Annotated in this window: 16 protein-coding genes; all 16 read left to right on the top strand. The window is 56.6% G+C overall.

Annotated features, from left to right (window positions below; all coding sequences use genetic code 11):
• Nucleotides 1-57 precede the first annotated feature (57 nt).
• A complete protein-coding gene (locus ACOTXC_RS05215) occupies nt 58-540 on the top strand; it encodes a type VI secretion system amidase effector protein Tae4 (protein ID WP_023300327.1) in 483 nt (160 codons plus the stop codon).
• Complete coding sequence (locus ACOTXC_RS05210) at nt 537-890, top strand: T6SS amidase immunity protein Tai4 family protein (protein WP_038416232.1); 354 nt, start codon at nt 537-539, stop codon at nt 888-890. The genes ACOTXC_RS05215 and ACOTXC_RS05210 overlap by 4 nt, the downstream gene beginning before the upstream one ends.
• 47 nt (nt 891-937) lie before the next feature.
• On the top strand, nt 938-1,927 hold the full coding sequence (locus tag ACOTXC_RS05205; protein ID WP_048965779.1) for a hypothetical protein: 990 nt from the start codon (nt 938-940) through the stop codon (nt 1,925-1,927).
• A 511-nt stretch (nt 1,928-2,438) separates the two neighbouring features.
• A complete protein-coding gene (gene tagH / locus ACOTXC_RS05200; protein WP_421767462.1) occupies nt 2,439-4,214 on the top strand; it encodes a type VI secretion system-associated FHA domain protein TagH in 1,776 nt (591 codons plus the stop codon).
• Nucleotides 4,211-5,008 (top strand): PP2C family protein-serine/threonine phosphatase, encoded by a 798-nt coding sequence (locus tag ACOTXC_RS05195; RefSeq protein WP_003859969.1) that lies wholly within the window; start codon nt 4,211-4,213, stop codon nt 5,006-5,008. The genes tagH and ACOTXC_RS05195 overlap by 4 nt, the downstream gene beginning before the upstream one ends.
• A 16-nt stretch (nt 5,009-5,024) precedes the next feature.
• On the top strand, nt 5,025-6,011 hold the full coding sequence (locus ACOTXC_RS05190) for a hypothetical protein (protein WP_421767461.1): 987 nt from the start codon (nt 5,025-5,027) through the stop codon (nt 6,009-6,011).
• Nucleotides 6,012-6,020: 9 nt separating this feature from the next.
• The gene (locus tag ACOTXC_RS05185) at nt 6,021-6,833 is read left to right on the top strand and encodes a type VI secretion system accessory protein TagJ (protein ID WP_058677558.1); all 813 of its coding nucleotides are present in this window, start codon (nt 6,021-6,023) and stop codon (nt 6,831-6,833) included.
• On the top strand, nt 6,826-7,389 hold the full coding sequence (gene tssE / locus ACOTXC_RS05180; RefSeq protein WP_015570336.1) for a type VI secretion system baseplate subunit TssE: 564 nt from the start codon (nt 6,826-6,828) through the stop codon (nt 7,387-7,389). Before ACOTXC_RS05185 ends, tssE begins: the two co-directional genes overlap by 8 nt.
• A 2-nt stretch (nt 7,390-7,391) precedes the next feature.
• Complete coding sequence (gene tssF, locus ACOTXC_RS05175) at nt 7,392-9,263, top strand: type VI secretion system baseplate subunit TssF (protein WP_063146339.1); 1,872 nt, start codon at nt 7,392-7,394, stop codon at nt 9,261-9,263.
• Complete coding sequence (gene tssG / locus ACOTXC_RS05170) at nt 9,260-10,303, top strand: type VI secretion system baseplate subunit TssG (protein ID WP_023300320.1); 1,044 nt, start codon at nt 9,260-9,262, stop codon at nt 10,301-10,303. Before tssF ends, tssG begins: the two co-directional genes overlap by 4 nt.
• Nucleotides 10,304-10,341: 38 nt before the next feature.
• Complete coding sequence (gene tssH, locus ACOTXC_RS05165) at nt 10,342-12,957, top strand: type VI secretion system ATPase TssH (protein ID WP_045621071.1); 2,616 nt, start codon at nt 10,342-10,344, stop codon at nt 12,955-12,957.
• Nucleotides 12,958-12,981: 24 nt separating this feature from the next.
• Nucleotides 12,982-14,415: a serine/threonine protein kinase gene (locus ACOTXC_RS05160; protein ID WP_023306450.1), complete on the top strand. Its 1,434-nt coding sequence runs from the start codon at nt 12,982-12,984 to the stop codon at nt 14,413-14,415.
• Nucleotides 14,416-14,440: 25 nt separating this feature from the next.
• Nucleotides 14,441-15,907 (top strand): phospholipase, encoded by a 1,467-nt coding sequence (locus ACOTXC_RS05155; protein WP_284097820.1) that lies wholly within the window; start codon nt 14,441-14,443, stop codon nt 15,905-15,907.
• Complete coding sequence (locus ACOTXC_RS05150) at nt 15,904-16,665, top strand: ankyrin repeat domain-containing protein (RefSeq protein ID WP_023300316.1); 762 nt, start codon at nt 15,904-15,906, stop codon at nt 16,663-16,665. The genes ACOTXC_RS05155 and ACOTXC_RS05150 overlap by 4 nt, the downstream gene beginning before the upstream one ends.
• Before the next feature lie 52 nt (nt 16,666-16,717).
• Complete coding sequence (locus ACOTXC_RS05145) at nt 16,718-17,134, top strand: hypothetical protein (protein ID WP_421767460.1); 417 nt, start codon at nt 16,718-16,720, stop codon at nt 17,132-17,134.
• An 84-nt stretch (nt 17,135-17,218) separates the two neighbouring features.
• Nucleotides 17,219-19,801: a type VI secretion system Vgr family protein gene (locus ACOTXC_RS05140; protein ID WP_150311695.1), complete on the top strand. Its 2,583-nt coding sequence runs from the start codon at nt 17,219-17,221 to the stop codon at nt 19,799-19,801.

Here is a 19,801-nt window from a genome sequence, read left to right as displayed (position 1 = left end):
GGAGTGGGCCCGAAAGGGCTCACTTTATCCTGTGCTTTTTTAAAAGGGAAAATACTTATGCGTCCTGCTTTTGGTGCCGCCTGGAACAGATTCAGAGAGGTTAATGTCAATGTCGAGACGGTGGGTAAATTATTGGGTGGAAAAGTCCAGCACAATATCGAAGCCGGAATTTTTCAGAATGCATGCCCCATTCGTATGAGCTACGTTTTAAATTATTGTGGCGTTCCAATTCCCGCCAACAGTAGATATGCGACGGTTACGGGGAGTGATAAAAAACGTTACATGTATCGCGTAAAGGATATGATTGCTTTTCTGCCAACTGTACTGGGTAATGCAGATCTGACGGTGACGTCTCCAACACCAGGCCAATTTGCAGGTAAGCAAGGCATTATCATCTTTACCGGTCATGGCTGGAGCGATGCCACTGGACATGTCACGCTCTGGAATGGGAATATTTGCTCCGATGATTGCCATTTTCTGGGTTCTCCCGGTAATGGTTCGTTTATTCCTGGCAGCGCTACGCTCTGGAGCCTGAAATGAAACATTTACTCGCTTTCGTGCTGGCGTTGAATACCTCATATACCTTCGCCCAAACTCTGCCGGACGTTAATACCTTTTCTCAGCAACAGATTTTTGAAAACTGGGTGCAAAATCGCTGTATCGGAAAGATTGCGGATAGTACGACACTGAAAAATGATGCAAAGGCAAGCGCCGCAGCATGGCTGGAAGCCAGTAACCTGCCTGCCGAGAATTTCGAAAAGGCCGACGAGGTTATTAACACCTTACTGAAACAGAAGCTAGGTGGTACAGCACCGGTAAACTATGAGGTTTTAAAGTGCAGCCTAATTTCCCATAGCGATGCGATTCGCCAACTCAGTGTGCAAAAATAAATCTTCTGCAAAAGCTAAAAAATTAAAAAAGAATACAAGGAGTTTCCATGGCAAGTCCGTCAAACGTTGCTCCAGGTTACTGTGTTGTTCAGCAACCCGGCACTCTGGATTTTCAGGCAAGACAGCTATTTGGCAATGTGCGCAATGAAAAATCCGAGTATTTTATGCAATTGAATAAAGACACTGCGTGGCTCAAGCCTGGACAAATATTAATTGTCGCTGATCCACGTAGCGATAATCAAACACAGCAGATTAATAGTTTAGCCATTGCGAAAAAGAAGGTAACCAACGCGCTTGCGACTTTGGACGTGGTCACTGCTGAATTTTTGAAAAATAATTATGATAATATAAAAGCCATAACAGGCTGGGGCGATACAATCGTCGGTGGTGTGAGTGGTGCTGGTGAGTCATATTTTAAGCAAATAGAAAATATTTTAATTAAAATTGAAGCTACCTATCAAAATCAGTACAGAACACAAGGTGCGCTTTTCGGCCAACAGTTTTATGCTGAGCGCAATGCGCTTTTCGCACAATTGAAACCCTTGTTAAATAAAATAACTAAAAAACAGCTTAAGTTTAAAGATTATGCGGATCTTAAGAGAGCATTAGGGCTTTCCACGAAATCAATTGTCCATGAATGGAGTACTGTTGGGATTGGCGCAATCCCAGGTTACTCAACATATATTGACAGAACTGCCAAAATCACCTCTTATCTGAAAGCAGGCGGATGGGTTGCTTTAGGTTTTTCTTTTGTGAACACGTCTAACGAAGTTTATCATGCCTGCACCACTGGAAGAGAAAATGAGTGCAGCAGGGTTGCAGTGACTGAATATAGCAAATTTGGAGGCGGTGTCGCTGGTGCTGCATTAGGCTCATCCCTGGCGGCTCCCATTTGTCTTGCATTAGGTGTACCCACAGCGGGGACAGGAACACTCATCTGTGGTTTAGTGGTTGGTGCAGTCGGGGCTGCGGGTGGAACACAAATCGGTGGGTTTGCAGGAGAACAGCTCAATAACTTAATTTTTAGCGGAGAATAAAGTGATTTTTAATAATATTTACTCTGCTGTTATTATATGTCTTTTTGCTGCCTTTATAATCCTGGTTATTTCATTTTATATAGACTATCGAAAAAAACATCGCCAGGTTAACCAAATATATTCGATATTCACAAATCAACAGTTGCTCAAAAAAGAAGATTATCAAACCTGGCAAAATCTTGGATTCTGGGGGTTTGGTTTTCTCACCACAATTTTATCACGGATCTTACAGGGTAAGCGTGTGAGACTCACTGAGTGTCGTTGGCTTGAGCCACAGTCGTGCAATGAAATTTTGTGTGCCTTTGAGTTATCATGGGTTAAGTCGTACAGAAGAAAAATCATTATTGCCACTATTATATTTTTAGTGCTGTTAATTCTTTCCATCGTTAATAATATGTAATCCTACTCTGAAATTTAAATGATGCCTTTCTGAATTAACCCCCAAACCCCGCCGTTCTCACCCCCGAGAGCGGCAGCGTTTGAGCGCTAATCATACCAGCAGGAATACGCCATGCGATTCACGATTATTTCTACGAAACCCGGTCATCAGCCGCCGCAAAGCAGCTGTGATTTTTATGCCCCGGGCGGCACCATTGGGCGCGGTACGGATAACAATCTGGTGCTGCCGGACAACGATCGCACCATCTCGCGTTTGCAGGCCATCGTTCACGTCGACGCCAGCGGCGAATGCCGCGTCACGAACCGCGGCAGCGTTACCCGCGTGGTACTGAATGATATCCCGCTGGAGCGTGGGCGTCAGGTTGAGCTTCAGGATGGGGACATTCTCGGCATTGATGATTATCGCATCGAAGTGAGCGAACTCATTCACGACACCCAGCCCGTAAGCCGCATGGCGGCCAGCATGCAGCAGGTGCGCCCAGCGGCGACACCTGCTCCGGCGGCACAACCGAAACCGGCCAGCGCCGCGCCGCGCGGAAAAGCTGAACCTACGGCCGTGCCGTCGGAAATCTGGGACAGCCTGATGCAGGAGTTTTCCATCTCCGACAGCATCTCCAGCAACCGGGCAAAGCCACAGCCCGCGGCCTCCCACGACCCGTTCTCCCAGCCTGCGGCCCCGGAGCGGAATGCCGAAGACCCGCTGGCAATGTTTAACGACGCCGAACCGTCGCTTGAACGTAAAAACGTTGACCCAGACACGCTGTTCAGCGATGAAGCGTTGTTTAAAAAAGAGAGCATCTTTGACGATGTCACCCCTTCAACGCTGGTACAGCCGGACGAAAGCAAACCTGCCCAGCCAAAGGAAGAGGCGTCGGATGAACTCGATCCGTTAGCCCTGTTTGGCGGGTCGGCGAGCGCGCCTGCCGCGCGTCACGATGACCCCCTTGGCCTGATGGGCGGCGCGCCGTTAACCCATCCGGATGAAATCGTGGCTGATAAGCCGGAGCCAAAGCCTGAAGCGCAAGCCGCACAGGAAGAGGATGCGCTGGCCAGTTCACCGCTGTTCGATCCGGAACCGACTGAACCACAGGACGCGCCGCGCGCGGAAGAAGAGCCCGCGCGTCCCGATTACGCTGGCTTCACCATGCCAACGCCGCAGGCCGTGGCGCGCAGCAACGCGCAGGCACCGAAAGGCCGCCTGCGTATCGACCCGGTTAAAAACGCTGCATCGCCTGCTGCCTCAGCGCAGACCGGAGAGCGGGGCGAGGTGCTTCAGGGCGAACTGCTGGAGGCGCTGCTGGAGGGCATGGGCCTGAGCGAAATGCAGCCGGTGCCGCAGTTTGACCGGGAAAATATGCGTCAGCTGGGGCAGATCCTGGGCATGTTCTCGCAGGGAACCGTGGCGCTGCTCTCCTCGCGCTCCATTCTCAAGCGCGGGGTGAAGGCCGATATGACCATGGTGCTTGACGATGCCAACAACCCGTTCAAGCTGCTGCCAACCGGTAAAACGGTCCTGATCCAGATGTTCGGCACGCCGATGCCGGGCTTTATGCCGCCGACCAAATCGGTGCGTGATGCGCTGATCGATCTGCAGGCGCACCAGTTGGGGATGATCTCCGGTATCCGCGCCATTATCGCCGCCATGCTGCAATCCTTTAACCCGGAACAGCTGGAAGAGCAGGCGAAACAGAACGGAATGACGTCACGCCTGGCGCTGCCGGGCAGCCGTAAAGCCGCGCTGTGGGATTATTTTGTTCGCAGCTATGGCGAGACGGCGGGCGAGATCGAGGACGACTTCCATACCCTGTTTGGCGAAGCCTTCCTCCATGCCTATGACATGGAGGTCAATCAGTACAAAGACTCACAAAGCGGATCGGAAGAAAAATGAATATCGCAACGGCTTCTCTCTCCCGCCAGGGGACGCGCGCCAGCAACCAGGATCAGACGGGAGAAACCATTGGGGAACGTTCAGCCTGCTTTGTCGTCTGTGACGGCATTGCGGGCCTGCCGGGCGGCGAGGTGGCCGCTGAGCTGGCCCGCAACAGCATTATTTCCCGCTTTGACGGCGACAAGCACCTGAATGCGCAGCATATTCGTGACTACGTCCAAACGGCGAACCGCACCATCCTCAGCGAACAACAGGCCGTGCAGGACTATCGCCGGATGGGCACAACGCTGGTCAGCCTGTTTATCGACAGGGATTACCGTCTGGCTTACTGGGCGCACGCCGGAGACAGCCGCCTGTACCTGTTTCGCCGCGGCTGGCTGTGGCACGTCACCACCGACCACAGCCTGGTGCAGCAGATGAAAGATGCCGGGCATCAGACCGACGATCTCAACAGCAACCTGCTGTATCTGGCGCTGGGTATTGAAAATGGCGGACCGGAAGCGAGCTACAGCGATGTCGTGCAGGTTGAAGACGGTGATGCGTTTTTACTCTGCACCGACGGTTTCTGGCACGGCGTCAGCGAAGAGCAGATGAAACAGTCGCTGCACATGGTCAATACGCCACAGGAGTGGCTGACCTTGATGAACCAAATCATTCAAAAGAATGCTGAACAGGAGGGCAATGCTCAGGATAACTATACCGCCGTGGCGGTGTGGATGGGCAACCCTCAGGACACCACTTTGCTGCATACGCTCTCTGACGCAGCACAATTTCTTCCCTGCGGAACTGATTAGACACACAAGGATTGATATGAAACTTTGGCTATCGGGTTTGGCTCTTCTGACGGTGGCGACCACCGCACAGGCTGAAAACTTCCGCATCGTGCAGTCTCCTGCGCAGAAGCTGGATATCTGGATCGACAACATTAAAGACAATACGCCGCAAAGCTGGTGTAAGGCGGACGTGGCGCTGCGTATCGTGGCGAACGGCAAGAAAGAGGTTTCGGTGCTGGAAAACTTCGTGCCGCGCCTTGGCTCGCTGCTGGAGCACCAGTGCAGCAAGCTGAATACCCTGAACTGGACACTTATCGATCCGGAAGGCACGACGCTTGCCCGGGGCACAGCGGCTAAAGCGCAGGACTGGGCGCTGGTGGTGAAACAGCAGGAAACGGCGGCGGCAACGACCACCACCTCAGGCGCGCTGCTACCGCCTGACCAGAATCCGGAGACGCACACCGTGGCGGCAGATCGTACGCCATGGCAGGAGTTCACCCTTCAGGACGGTTGCCACCTGCGCACCTTCTGGGAGGGCGGTTCCTCCGCGCCAGCGCTGTTTATTCCCGATTCCGACACCACTCGCTGCGGCAACGGCAGCTGGCTCAGCGGCCACACCGTGGTGACGCAGAATCGTAACGGGACGCAGAAAGCGATTCCGGTCACCTACATTCACGGCTTCCCGGTGATGGGACTGAACAACGCGGTCGATCCTGAAAAGGCGCTGATTACCTCCGTTAACAAAGAGCGCATGGTCTTCAGCACCCCGAACAGCGACCAGAGCTGGATGATCCTACCGTACGACAGCACCCTGAACGGCTGGAAGAGCAACGGCACGGTGGCGGTGGAAATCACCCGTGAGATCGCCAGCGACGACGCCAGACTCCAGGCGCGTCTCGCAGAGGTGAAGAAGATCTGGAGCGCATGGGTTGCACCGGGCGCGGAGCTGAATGTTGTTCTGATTGACACGCTGCGTCCGCAGCTACGCGATCCGGCTGTGGGCGCCTGGCGCGCGGCGAATTAAGGAGGGGCTATGAATACGCTTTATCAACGTCTGGCGGGTGAGTCGATTAGCGACGCGCTGCTTCGCCTGGAAGCCGAAATCAAAGCTCGTCCGGCGGATGCCGATCTGCGCGCCGCGTTTGTGCAGTTTCTGATCCTCAGCGGCAACTGGGCGCGCGCCCTGACCCAGCTGAAAAGCTGGCTGGCGCTGAAGCCGCAGGCAAAACCAACCGTGACGCTGCTGGAGCAGGCCATTCAGGGTGAACAGCAGCGGGCGCGCGTGTTCGCGGGAGAGGTACGACCGGCAATGCCCGAGGCGCAGTGGCCGTGGCTGACCACGTTAGCCCAGGCGCTGACCGAAAGCGCAGGGCATGCGCAAACGCTGCGCCTGGCGGCACTCGAACAGGCCCCGGCAAGCCGCGGGCAGGTCACGCTGGAGAATGAAGAGAGCCACACCTTTGAATGGCTGATGGACGGCGATGCCCGTCTGGGGCCGGTGTGTGAAACCCTGGTCAACGGCCGCTATTTCTGGGTGCCGTTCTGCGCCATCGACACGATCCGTTTTCAGGCTCCGGACAGCGTGACCGATCTGGTGTGGCGTCATGCGCTGGTCCGCCTCACGGACGGCACCGAGCAGGTGTGTCAGATCCCGGCGCGTTATCCGTTTGCTGACGGAGCGCCAGACAGCGTTAAGCTGGGGCGCACCACCGAGTGGCTTCCACTCGACGATGACGGCACCCTGTATGAAGGCATGGGGCAGAAAGCCTGGCTGAGCGAGCAAAGCGAAAGCCCGCTGCTCACCCTGAGCCTGGTGACGTTCGCCGCGGATGGCGCGGATGAGTAATCCCGCTGGCGAAGGCGATCTGCTGCGCAGCGGCTGGCAGGCCCGCAGCAGACAGGAGAAAGTGGGGGCGCGCGACAAAATGCAGCCGTCACTGCTGGATCGCCTGACGGATAACGATCCGGAAAAAAAACGCGAGTCCGCCAACAGTAATCTGATTACCCACGCCGCGCTGCGTCGTAACGTCCTGCGGGATTTACAGTGGTTGTTTAACACCATTAACCACGATGCCTCCAGCGATCTGAGTGGTCTGACGCAGGTGAGCCGTTCCGTCGTTAACTTTGGCGTGGCGCCGCTGGCGGGGAAAAGAATGTCCGATATCGAATGGCACGACATTCAGCGCAAGCTCACCGAAGCGATTATTAACTTTGAACCGCGGATCCTGCCGCAGGGGCTTCAGGTTCGCTGCGTGTCCGATACCTCCTCATTAGATCTGCACAACGTGCTGTCTATCGAAATCAAAGGCCGCCTGTGGTGCGTACCGTATCCGCTGGAGTTTCTCTTTCGCACCGACGTCGATCTTGAGAACGGCCATTTTGAACTGAAGGATGCGGGGTAATTATGGAAAGCAAACTGCTCGAATATTACAACCGTGAACTGGCCTATCTGCGCGAGATGGGCGCGGAGTTCGCCGAACGCTACCCAAAAGTGGCGGGGCGGCTCGGCATGCGCGGCATCGAAGTGGCGGATCCGTACATCGAGCGCCTGATGGAAGGTTTCGCCTTCCTGACCTCCCGCGTGCAGATGAAAATGGACGCCGAATTTCCACGCTTTTCACAGCGTATGCTTGAGATGATTGCGCCAAATTACCTGGCGCCTACGCCGTCGATGGCGATCGCTGAGATTCAGCCCGACAGCAGCCGCGGCGACCTGAGCAAAGGCTTTATTGTGCCGCGCGGCACCATGATGGACAGCCTGGCGCTGAAAAAAACCGGCGTTACGTGCAGCTATACCACGGCGCACGAGGTCAACCTGCTGCCGTTAAAAATTGAGCGGATCGAGCTGGGCGGCGTTCCCGCCGATCTGCCGCTGGCCCAGCTCGGCCTGAGTCAGCGGGGGATCAGCAGCGCCTTACGGATCCGCATTGCCTGCGATGGCCCGCAGCATCTTGGGCATCTGGATTTTGACCGCCTGGAGTTCTTCTTAAGCGGCCCGGACATCGAGGCGCTGAAGCTGCTGGAGCTGGTGATGGAGCACCACGCGGGTATTGTCTGCCAGACGGTCAGCAAGCAGCCCCAGCGCCAGCTGCTGTCGTCTGACGCCCTGCGTCAGGAAGGCTTTGATGCGGATCAGGCGCTGCTACCGGACGATCTGCGTAACTTCGACGGCTATCGCCTGTTGCAGGAGTACTTTGCGTTCCCGGCGCGTTTTCGCTTCATCAGCCTGAGCGGGCTGGGCAAGCTGATCCAGCGCTGCGAAGACGAAAAAGCGTTTGATATCTTCGTTCTGCTCGACAAGAGCGATGATCAGCTGGAGCGCGTGGTGGAAGCCAGCCACATGGCGCTGCACTGTACGCCGGTGATCAACCTGTTCCCGAAAGTGGCGGCCCGGCAGAAGCTGAGCGAAAGCCAGCATGAATACCATCTGGTGGTGGATAACATCCGTCCGCTGGATTATGAAATTTATGCTGTGAAAAAAATCTATGCCAGCGCGGATGGTCAGCGGGACGACCAGACGTTTCGTCCGTTCTGGAGTACCTGGAGCGGAGACGCGGGCAACTACGGCGCCTATTTTTCCCTGCGCCGTGAACAGCGCGTCCTCTCTGAACACGCGCTGCGCTACGGCACCCGCACGGGCTATATCGGCTCGGAGGTCTTCGTCTCGCTGGTGGATGCGCAGCACGCGCCGTGGCAGGAGAATTTGCGCTACATTTCCGCCGAGGTGCTGTGTACCAGCCGCGACCTGCCGCTGATGCTCCAGCAGGAGCTTGGGCAGTTTATTATGGCCGACTCCATGCCGGTGAAGGCGTTAACCCTGCGTAAAGGCCCGACGCCGCCGCGTCCGGCGCTGGCGGAAGGGTTCAGTACCTGGCGGCTCATCAGCCAGCTGCAAATGAACTACCTCAGCCTGATGGACAGCGAAAACGAAGAGGGCGCTGCCGCGCTGCGTCAGCTGTTAGGGCTGTACGCTAACCTCGCCGAGACGCCGGTTGCCCGTCAGGTGGATGGCGTTCGTCACTGCGTGCTGGAGCCGGTGCACCGCCGCGTGCCGGAACCCGGCCCGGTGGTGTTCGCCCGCGGGATCGGCATCACCCTGACGGTGGACGAACGCGCCTTTTCCGGTGCCAGCCCGTGGCTTTTCGGCAGCGTGCTGGAACGCCTTTTTGCCCGCCTGGTCTCCATCAACAGCTTTACGGAGTTCACGCTCAAGAGCCAGCAGCGCGGCGAAATTGGCTACTGGGCGCCGCGCATGGGTAAAAGGGCGCTGGTATGAGTGAAGTTGCCCCTGCAACGCTGCGCGTGCATCGCCTGACGCCGCTGCCCGATGCGTTCTGGCGCGGAGTGCGCGAGACGCCGTGGCGCTACGATCTGTTTCAGCTGTTAAGACGTATTGATGCCCAGGGCGGAGAACGTTACCCGCTGGGGCGCGCGCCGCTGCCTAAATTTGAGCCGCTGCGTATTGGTCAGCAGCCTTCAATGGGGTTTGCGCCGTCAACGGTTGCCGAGGTCCGGCAGCGGGAAGAGAACGGACTGCATGAGGTTTCCATTCTGAGCTTCGGCCTGTTTGGTCCTAACGGCCCACTGCCGGTGCACATGACCGAGTATGCCCGCGAGCGTATTCATCATCATCAGGATCACAGCCTCAGCGCGTTTGCTGACCTCTTTCACCACCGCCTGACGCTGCTGTTTTACCGCGCCTGGGCGGACGCGCAGCCTGCCGTTTCACTGGATCGCGACGACAACAGGCGCTTCGAAGGGTATCTTGCATCGCTGATTGGCATGGGTCAGCCCGGCCAGATGTCGAAAGGCAGCCTGAGCCCGCATGCCCGCTTTACTCACGCCGGGCACCTGACCCGCCACGGGCGGGACCCGGAAGGGCTGGAGAAGATCCTGCGCAACTATTTCAACATTCCGGTCAGGTTGGTGGCCAATGTACCGCAGTGGATGCCGCTCTCAACGCGGGAGCAGGCACAGCTGGGTGAGGGGCGTCGCCTGCCGCGCATGGGGGAGTCCGCTTTTCTCGGCATTGCGGTACGCGACGTGCAGCATAAATTTCGTCTTGAGATTGGCCCGTTGAGCGCAGACGAATACAACCGTTTTCTGCCGGGCGAAGGGTGGGTCACCGAGCTGCGCGACTGGGTGCGACAGTACGCCGGGGTGGAATTTGAATGGGAAACACGGGTGATCCTGCGCGCCGATGCGGTGCAGGGCGCCACGCTCGGCAGCGCCGGGCGATTAGGGTACAACACCTGGCTGGGCCTTCAGCCTCAGCCTGTTCCGCGTGGCGATCTGGTGTATCGCGCAGAGCGATAATCCTTCCGTATACCGAATCATTGTTAATGGAAACTAACATGTCAGAAATTAGCCGTGCCGTGCTTTTCGGCAAACTGGATACGCTGTTATTTACCTCTCTGGAAAGCGCGACTGCCTTCTGTAAGCTGCGCGGCAACCCGTACGTTGAGCTGGTGCACTGGCTGCATCAGCTGATGCAGCAGCAGGATGGCGATCTGCAACAGGTCATCCGTCACTTCGCCCTTGATGAACAGCAGCTGACGCGCGATATCGTGGCGGCTCTGGATGCCCTGCCGCGTGGCGCGAGTTCCGTCTCTGATCTTTCCGAGCATATCGACAGCGCCGTCGAGCGCGCCTGGGTCTACGGCTCGCTGAAGTTTGGCGTCAGCCGCATCCGCGGCGGCCATTTGTTGATCGGCATACTGAAAACGTGGAATCTGGCTAACGTGCTGAAAAGTATTTCGGCGCAGTTCACCCGTCTTAACGTCGAGGTGCTGATCGAGCAGTTCGACGCTATTTGCGCCAGCAGCAAAGAGAGCCAGCAGGCCGCCGCCGCTGCGGACGCAGCTGCCGGGGCAGTACCGGCTGCGCAGGGCACGCTGGCGCAGTATGGTCAGGATCTGACGGCGCGCGCCCGGGATGGGAAAATTGACCCGGTGGTGGGGCGCGATGAAGAGATCCGCCAGATGGTCGATATTCTGATGCGTCGTCGCCAGAACAACCCCCTGCTGACCGGGGAAGCTGGCGTCGGGAAAACGGCAGTGGTGGAAGGGCTGGCGCTGCGTATCGCTGACGGCGACGTGCCTGAGCCGCTGCAAAACGTTCAGCTGTGGCTGCTGGATATCGGCATGCTTCAGGCCGGAGCGGGCATGAAAGGGGAATTTGAGGCGCGCCTCCAGGCGCTGATTAACGAGGTGCAGTCCAGCGCCACGCCGATTATTCTGTTTATCGATGAGATCCACACCCTGATTGGCGCTGGCGGCCAGCAGGGCACCGGCGATGCCGCTAACCTGCTCAAGCCTGCCCTGGCGCGTGGGCAACTGCGCACCATCGGCGCGACCACCTGGGCGGAATACAAAAAATACATTGAGAAAGATCCGGCGCTGACCCGCCGTTTCCAGACCGTACAGGTTCACGAGCCGGATGAAGCGAAAGCTGTATTGATGCTGCGCAGCACCGTGTCGCCGCTGGAAACTCATCATCAGGTTTTACTCCTCGACGAAGCGGTCAGCGCGGCGGTGAAACTGTCGCATCGCTATATTCCTGCGCGTCAGCTGCCGGATAAAGCGGTGGCGCTGCTGGATACCGCCTGCGCGCGCGTGGCCGTCAGCCAGAGCGCGCCGCCTGCCCAGCTGGAAGACTGCCTGCGTCATCTGGCGGCCCTGGACGTGGAGCTGGAGATTGCCGAACGTGAAGCGCGCGTGGGGGCGGGCGATCCGGCGCGCGTGGCGACATTAAGCGCCGAACGTGACGCGTTCGAAACCCAACGCGAGGCCCTGGCTCGTCGCTGGGAAGAAGAGCGCACGCGGGTGCAGGAAATTATCCGTCTGCGTGCCGCACTGTTTGCGGCGAGTGATGAGGATACGGCTGAACTGCGCGGCCAGCTGGCAGAACAGCAGCAGGCGCTGAAGACCTTACAGGGTGACGAACCGCTGCTGTTTGCGGCGGTCGATGAAAACGTGGTGGCTGCGGTGGTTTCGGACTGGACCGGGATCCCGCTGGGCCGGATGGTGAAAAATGAGATCGACGCGGTGCTGAACCTGGCTGATACGCTGAACCAGCGGGTTATTGGTCAGCGTCACGGTCTGGATCTGATTGCCCGTCGGGTAAAAACCTCGCGGGCGAAGCTTGACGATCCGAACAAACCGGTCGGCGTATTTATGCTCTGCGGGCCGTCCGGCGTGGGCAAAACCGAAACCGCGCTGGCGCTGGCGGAGTCGCTTTACGGCGGCGAGCAGAACGTCATTACCATAAACATGAGTGAATTCCAGGAAGCGCACACCGTTTCGACGTTAAAAGGTGCGCCTCCGGGCTATGTGGGCTATGGTGAAGGCGGCGTCTTAACCGAGGCCGTGCGCCGCCGTCCCTACAGCGTGGTGTTGCTGGACGAAATTGAAAAAGCGCACCCGGACGTGCACGAGATCTTCTTCCAGGTCTTCGACAAGGGCTGGATGGAGGACGGCGAAGGGCGTCACATTGATTTCCGTAACACCATTATTATTCTGACCTCTAATGTCGGTACCGAGCTGATCGCAGCCATGTGCGCCGACCCGGAACTGATGCCGGATCCTGACGCGTTAAGCGGCGCCCTGCGCCAGCCGCTGCTGGAGGTGTTTCCGCCTGCGCTGCTGGGCCGCCTGCTGGTGGTGCCGTATTACCCTCTGAGCGACGAGATGCTGGGGCAGATTGTGCGTCTTCAGCTCAGGCGCATTCAGCGTCGTCTGGAAGAGAATCACAATATTATTTCTGAATTTGACGACAGCGTGGTCGAACAGATTGTTCAGCGCTGTACCGAGGTTGAGTCGGGCGGGCGTATGGTGGATGCGATTCTGACCAATACGTTGCTGCCTCAGATGAGCCAGATTTTACTTACCGCCAGCCGCAGCGACGAGCAGTACCGACGTCTGCATGTCACCTGCGAGCAGGGCGAGTTCCACTGTCAGTTTGCCGCGTAATAATCATCAAGAGAACTGTAAAAGATGACGGATAATGATAACAATCGGACTGTCCCAAACGCGCTCCCGGTCGGGTACCGTTTCAATGAGTTTGAGATAAAAGAGGTGATTGGCGGCGGCGGATTCGGCATCGTCTATCGCGCCTGGGATCACCAGCTCGAACGCACTATCGCTATCAAAGAGTTTATGCCTTCCTCCCTCGCCGTGCGCGGCGAGGATATGACGCTGGTGCTGCGCAGCGAGCGCTTCGGCAAAGCGTTTTCTGCCGGTCTGAACAGCTTCATCCAGGAAGCCCGCCTGCTGGCGCGCTTTAACCACCCGAACCTGCTGCACGTGCTGCGCTTCTGGGTGCAAAACGACACGGCCTATATGGGGACGCTGTTTTACAGCGGCACCACGCTATCGCGTCTGCGCGAAGAGAAACCGGAGCTGATTAACGAGGCGTGGATCCGCCGCATGCTGCCAATGCTCTTCGGCGCCATCAAAACGATCCACGATGAGGGCTACCTGCACCGCGACATCTCGCTGGATAACATTCAGATTCAGGATAACGGCCTGCCGGTGCTGCTCGATTTCGGATCGGCGCGCCGCACCATCGGTAATCTCTCGGATGAGACGGAAACCATGCTGCGTCCGGGTTTTGCGCCTATCGAGCAGTATACCGACGACAATGAAAGCGAGCAGGGGCCGTGGACGGATATCTACGCGCTCGGCGCCGTATTGCGCACCCTCATCGTCGGCTCTCCGCCCCCGGTCAGCGTGGTGCGTTCGATTCAGGACACCTGCAAACCACTGGTGGAGCTGATGCCGCAGGGGTATTCCATTCCGCTGCTTCAGGCCATCGACAAGGCGCTGGCGCTGCATATGGAAGACCGTCCGCAATCCATCGAAGAGTTTGCGGCGCTGATCGAGATGCCCGTCGCCGGTATCGACGAGGTGCTGACCGCGAAGAAGACCGGCACGATGCTGGTGCCGGTGGAAGAGGAGACATCTGCTTCCGCGCTGGACTGGCGACGTTACAAGCTTCCGGGGCTGGTGGCCGCGGGCGTGCTGGTTGGGGTGGTTGCCGGTGCGATGCTGTTCGGCGGCGGCAGCCAGGAAACGCCAGCACAGACGGCGCAAACCCCTGCCGTGAGCCCTCCGGCTGAAACCTCCGCCGCAGCGGAAACCAGACCGGCAACGGCCGACGTGAGCGAGCCGGTAGCGCCACCTGCTACGGCGCAGCAGAGTGCGTCGCCTGTCGACGCCAGCCCGGTCGCGCTGGTCTATATCCGCATGCTTGATGGCGAGACGCTGAAGGTGAACGGCGAGCCGAAAGCGCTGCGTCCGGGGAATAACGGTTACGCATCGCTGAAACTGCCTGCAGGCGAGACCCGCATTGAACTGGAAGGCAATGGAAGAACGCGTACCCAGACGCTGGATATTGCGAAGCCAGGCACCTGGCTGGTGAATCCGTAAGCCTGCGGGTAACAGGACGGAGCGAATGTATAACATCAAGTTTGTCTATCTGTTCCACGAGAACGTCTCGCCAGCGCTGTTTGCGAAAATAATCCGCCCGTCCGTTGCCGGACAGTGGATTATGTCGGTTCCCGACCATTCGCTGCGCTCGTTCTTCACGCGCTACGATCTGCTGCGCACGATCACCGGTGCGAATCCTTATCAGTCCGGGCGCGATACCCGCACGCTGATCGCGCAGGATTTAGAGATGGGCAGAGTGGTTGCCATTGACGAAAGTTTTCGTGACTGGTCATCAGTAACGGAAATTTTTTATATCAACGCCAAAGGGCAACTCCAGGCTGCCTCGCTGGTCGGCCTGGGCTGGTATCCGGTGAGTACGATTGTTGACCGCTACGAAACCATGGTGAGAACGTACGGATCTCGCCCTGCACCAACGGTACTGCCAAAACAGGTAGTGAAATCTAAAACGGCACAGGTGCCGGATGAACCTACTCCCGGCAAGGACGGTAAAACCTATGCCGGGCAGCTTCAGAAGATGACCAAAGCAGAACGCTGGCAGGCGCGTAAGGATCTGATTGCGAAGGGGAGCAATAGCCTTTATCCGGATGCCCAGATCGCCGCGAAACGTCTGGCGGCGAATAATATCGCGGTGGAAAAAGCGAAGCTTGCGGAAAATATTTATAAGACCGTGAACCCGCTCGAAACCACACCGGACGTGCCGGAGGGATGGACAGATATCAGTAATGACGATGCGCTGTTAGGAAAGTTCGGGCTGAACAAATCCATGCTCTTTGACGATGATACGTCCCCCAATTTTCTGGCGCGCGTCTATCAACCGAAGCCGGAAGTGTTTGGTGCAGATATGAACCCCACGCTGGTATTCAGGGGATCGCGCGAGCCTGGTTTCGCCTCTCTGTCTGAGAATGTCTCCTCTCTACTGACCAAAGGGGAACTGGCGCCGGTGGTAAACGGGGCTGACTGGTCGAATAACTTCTCACAGGGCATGGGTATGGCTTCAGATTATTATAAAAAGGCCGTGAGTATCGGTAAGGAGCTGGCAAGGTCAGGGCAGAATATTGATATTGCCGGTCATTCCCTTGGCGGTGGTCTCGCCTCTGCAACCTCTATGGGCAGCGGGAAAGCGGGGTGGACGTTTAACGCCGCCGGCCTCAATGCCGGAACCGTAGAAAAATACGGCGGTAAGATATTAGGCAGTACGGATAATATCCAGGCGTATCGGGTTGAAGGTGAACTGCTGACGAAGATTCAGGAAGTTAACCCCTGGGAAGATCTGAAAACGATGAAAGGGCATGTCCCTTCGTGGATCCTCAAAGAGGAAATCTCTGCGCTGAGCCCTAATGCTGCCGGAATACCCCATGATCTTCCCGGTGGAACCGGAAGCGCGCTGGACCGCCACGGAATTAATCAAGCGATTGATTGCATAGAGCAACAGAAGGATGAGGATATTTCGATAATCGGGAGTCGATTGTGAAAAAAGGGTTGATGGCTTTTGTCGCGTTATGTTTTTTATTCATGATTCAGGGGTGTAAGCAGGATATGGACCTTAATCCACAGGACTATTTCAGCGGCCAGCAGCTTGAACTGGCGAAAGCGATTGAGGAAGGCGACGTCGATGCGGTGAAGACGCTTGCGCCAGACAGCGACCTTAATCAACCAGGAAAGCAGGATATGACCCTGCTTTTCTGGGCCCTTGGCAACGCAATTAATGATAAAAAAACGTCGAGCCATTTAAAGGTGATTACGTTGCTAGTTAAGGATGGCGCAGATCCGCTCCAGCCTCGACCGCAGGGAAAAAGCAGTCCTGCTGAATTTGCCCTAAAGGGAGACAGTGCGGACTGGATCGACGCGATGTTGGACGGTGGCCTCTCACCCAACGTGAAAGATAAGGTTTTCCACGAACCGATCGTCTTCCAGTCGCTTAAAGCGAAAAATACAGAGACGCTGGAAGCCATGCTCGATCGCGGTGCTGACGTCAACTCAACCAACTCACTGGGTAAAACGCTGGTGTTTGATGCGCTGGATAACCAGGCTTACGATCATGTCTTGTTGCTGCTCGATCGGGGAGCGGATCCGTCAATTAAGGCCAAAAATGGCTGGTCGATGAGCAATGCGCTCGCGGACGCGCTGAATGGACTTGACCGAGGCAGTGAGCAATACGAGAAATTAAACGAAATAAAAGAGAAGCTCATCCAGAAGGGGGGCGAATGGCCACCCGCGCCGGTTAAGTGATTGCTCAACTGTCATGAACGCCAGAGATAAGGTTTTCGTTTTCTGGGGATGCATGGATGCCCTGGCCATTGTGCTCTATTGTGCCCAGTCCGTGCGACATGACAGAATCCCTATTATTTCCGATATACACGCCTTCAGTACGGTTGTGAACACGCTGTCTGCTGGTGGGTATAGCGCTCTGGTTATTCTTTTCTTTATTCTCGATTTCTTGTTGTTGCTCTCTTTTATTGCCTCAGCATGGTGCTTCTTCGCCCGGAATTTATACGCGAGAAGACTGGCGCTCTACCAGGAAATACTGCGTCTGGTAGGATTTCGCTACTCAGTTTCCCTTTTTCCCCTGGTGTTAAGTTTCACGGGCGTGATGAATGTCTGGCTAAATGGCTTTTTGTTCTTTTTGTCAGAGTTTCTGAAAATCTATTCCCTGTGGATTTATAAATATGAAGGGGAATGGCCCCCGGTTAAAGAGTAAGACGGCCAACAACCAGAACATTCACGTTTAAAAAAACCTTGCGTTAAAAATACTCTCAGCATAAACCATTACGGAATAAAGATTATGCTCAACCGAATTACCGTTCAGCTCCCGGTTGAGGGGCTGCTTTTCTGGAAACTCTCCGGCCGCGAGGCGATGTCGGAGTCGTTCGCGCTGACGCTGACCCTGCTCGGCACGGATGCGCGCATTGACCGCAGCAGGCTGCTCGGTCAGCCGGTCACGGTGACCATCCCCACCCAGAACCTGCTTACCCCCCGCTATATCAACGGCAAGGTGACGCGCGTGGCGGTGAGTGCCGTGGAGCTGACGGGCACCCGCTATGCGGTCTACCAGCTGACGGTGGAGCCGGACCTGTGGCCGATGAAGCGCGACCGTAACCTGCGGATTTTCCAGGGCCAGACGGTACCGCAGATTGTGAAAACCCTGCTGGGTGAGCATCAGGTTAACCTCGAAGACAAACTCACCGGCAGCTACCGGGTGTGGGACTACTGCGTGCAGTATCAGGAATCGAGCCTGGACTTCATCAGCCGCCTGATGGAGCTGGAGGGGATTGCGTATCACTTCAGCCACGAGGCGGACAAGCACACCCTGGTACTGACCGACGCCGCGACGCAGCATCAGCCGTTCAGCGGCTATGAGGTCATTCCTTACCATCAGACGCCGTCCGGCGGCAGTACGGATGAAGAGGGCATCAGCCAGTGGGCGCTGGAGGACAGCGTGACGCCGGGGATTTACAGCCTCGACGACTACGACTTCCGCAAGCCGAACGCGTGGCTGTTCCAGGCGCAGCAGAACCCGGCGTCACCGAAACCGGGCAGCATCGACGTGTACGACTGGCCGGGGCGCTTTGTGGAGACAGGCCATGCGGAGTTCTACGCCCGCATTCGTCAGGAGCGCTGGCAGGTGGAGCATCAGCAGATTCAGGCGACGGCCACGGCGGCGGGCATTGCGCCGGGCCACATCTTTACCCTGACCAACGCGCCGTTCTTCAGCGACAACGGTGAGTATCTGGTGACGGCGGCGGGTTACCACTTCGAGGAGAACCGATACGCGAGCGGCGAGGGGGAAACCATTCACCGCACCGATTTCACCGTTATCCCGGCGGCGGTGTCGTACCGTCCGGCGCAGAGCACGGCGTGGCCGCGTACCTACGGCCCGCAGACGGCGAAAGTCGTGGGGCCGCAGGGGGAGAGTATCTGGACGGACAAATATGGCCGGGTGAAGGTGAAGTTCCACTGGGACAGGCTGGCGAAGGGCGATGACACCAGCTCCTGCTGGGTGCGTGTCTCCAGCGCATGGGCGGGCCAGGGCTACGGCGGGGTGCAAATCCCGCGCGTGGGCGATGAGGTGGTGGTGGACTTTATCAACGGTGACCCGGACCGACCGATTATCACCGGCCGCGTGTATAACGAAGCCAGCATGCCGCCGTGGGCGCTGCCGGCTGCGGCAACGCAGATGGGCTTTATGAGCCGCACGAAAGACGGTTCCGTGGACAACGCCAACGCCCTGCGCTTTGAGGACAAGGCGGGAGCAGAGCAGGTGTGGATCCAGGCCGAGCGCAACATGGACACCAGCGTCAAGAATGATGAAACGCACAGCGTTGGCGGCGCGCGCAGCCATTACGTGAAGAAAAATGAGCTGCATCGTGTTGAAGCGAACCAGATCCAGGCCGTGAAAGGCGGAACCGAGATCCTGACGGGAAAAGGCAAGCTGGATGCAGCGGTAGAGCAGTATGTCATTGCTTCCGGGACGAAGCTGCGGCTGGTCTCGGGTGAGAGTGCTATTGAGCTTAACGCTAACGGCAAGATTAACCTGATTGGCAAAGAGTTTAACTTTTTCGTTGAGGGAGATGGGTATATCACCACGGGTGGTAAGCTGCATCTGAATACCTCGGGAACCAAGCCGGGCACAACGGCACCGGGATCGGGGCATAAAGGGGATATTGATGCGGCGGTGCAGGAGAAGTTTTCTCCAAATAAAAGTGCTAAGAATCCGGCTCCCGCAGTTTCAGCGCCAGCAGCATCCAGACCAAAACCAACAACAAAATTTGCAGCAGCTCCACCATTAAAAGGGAGTTACGTTTATCAAAATAATTCCTACAACTCTGATGTGATGCCCTTCAGTGAAGATGTAGTTAAGGAAATCAATAAGTCACCAACGCTTCAGACACAATTAAAAGATCTAAAAGATAAAGGGTGGGCTATCCAGCCGGGAGCCGCAGGAGGGGGGAGTTACGCTGATACAAATAACAAATTGATTGTCATGGACCCTGAACACATGGAGGATACAGCCACAACTGTGCAAACTCTGGCACATGAGGCAGGGCATGCAACTTATCCTGTTGCGGTAGATTCTTCGAGTAAGGAAAACTTCATCAACAGCCAGCTTATGGATGAAGGTGGAGCAACGCTGAATAACATTAAAATACAACGCGAGATCCTTGCAAACGGCGGTATTGATATTGATATAGCGGGAAGTGCCGAAAACCTAAAAGCATATAATTCTGCATATGATAAAATGGTGAGCGGTGAGTTATCTCGCATTGATGCAGCCAAAGCAATAGGAAAAGTGTATGGTAAAGGCGAAATAGCCTCAGGGACTAATTTAAATTATAATGATTACTATGGAGGATTCTATGGAAAGTAG

The organism is Enterobacter cloacae complex sp. IR5428 (genome assembly GCF_049238585.1).
In the GTDB taxonomy this organism is placed as follows: Bacteria; Pseudomonadota; Gammaproteobacteria; order Enterobacterales; family Enterobacteriaceae; genus Enterobacter; species Enterobacter intestinihominis.
This window is presented reverse-complemented; position numbering and strand designations above follow the sequence as displayed.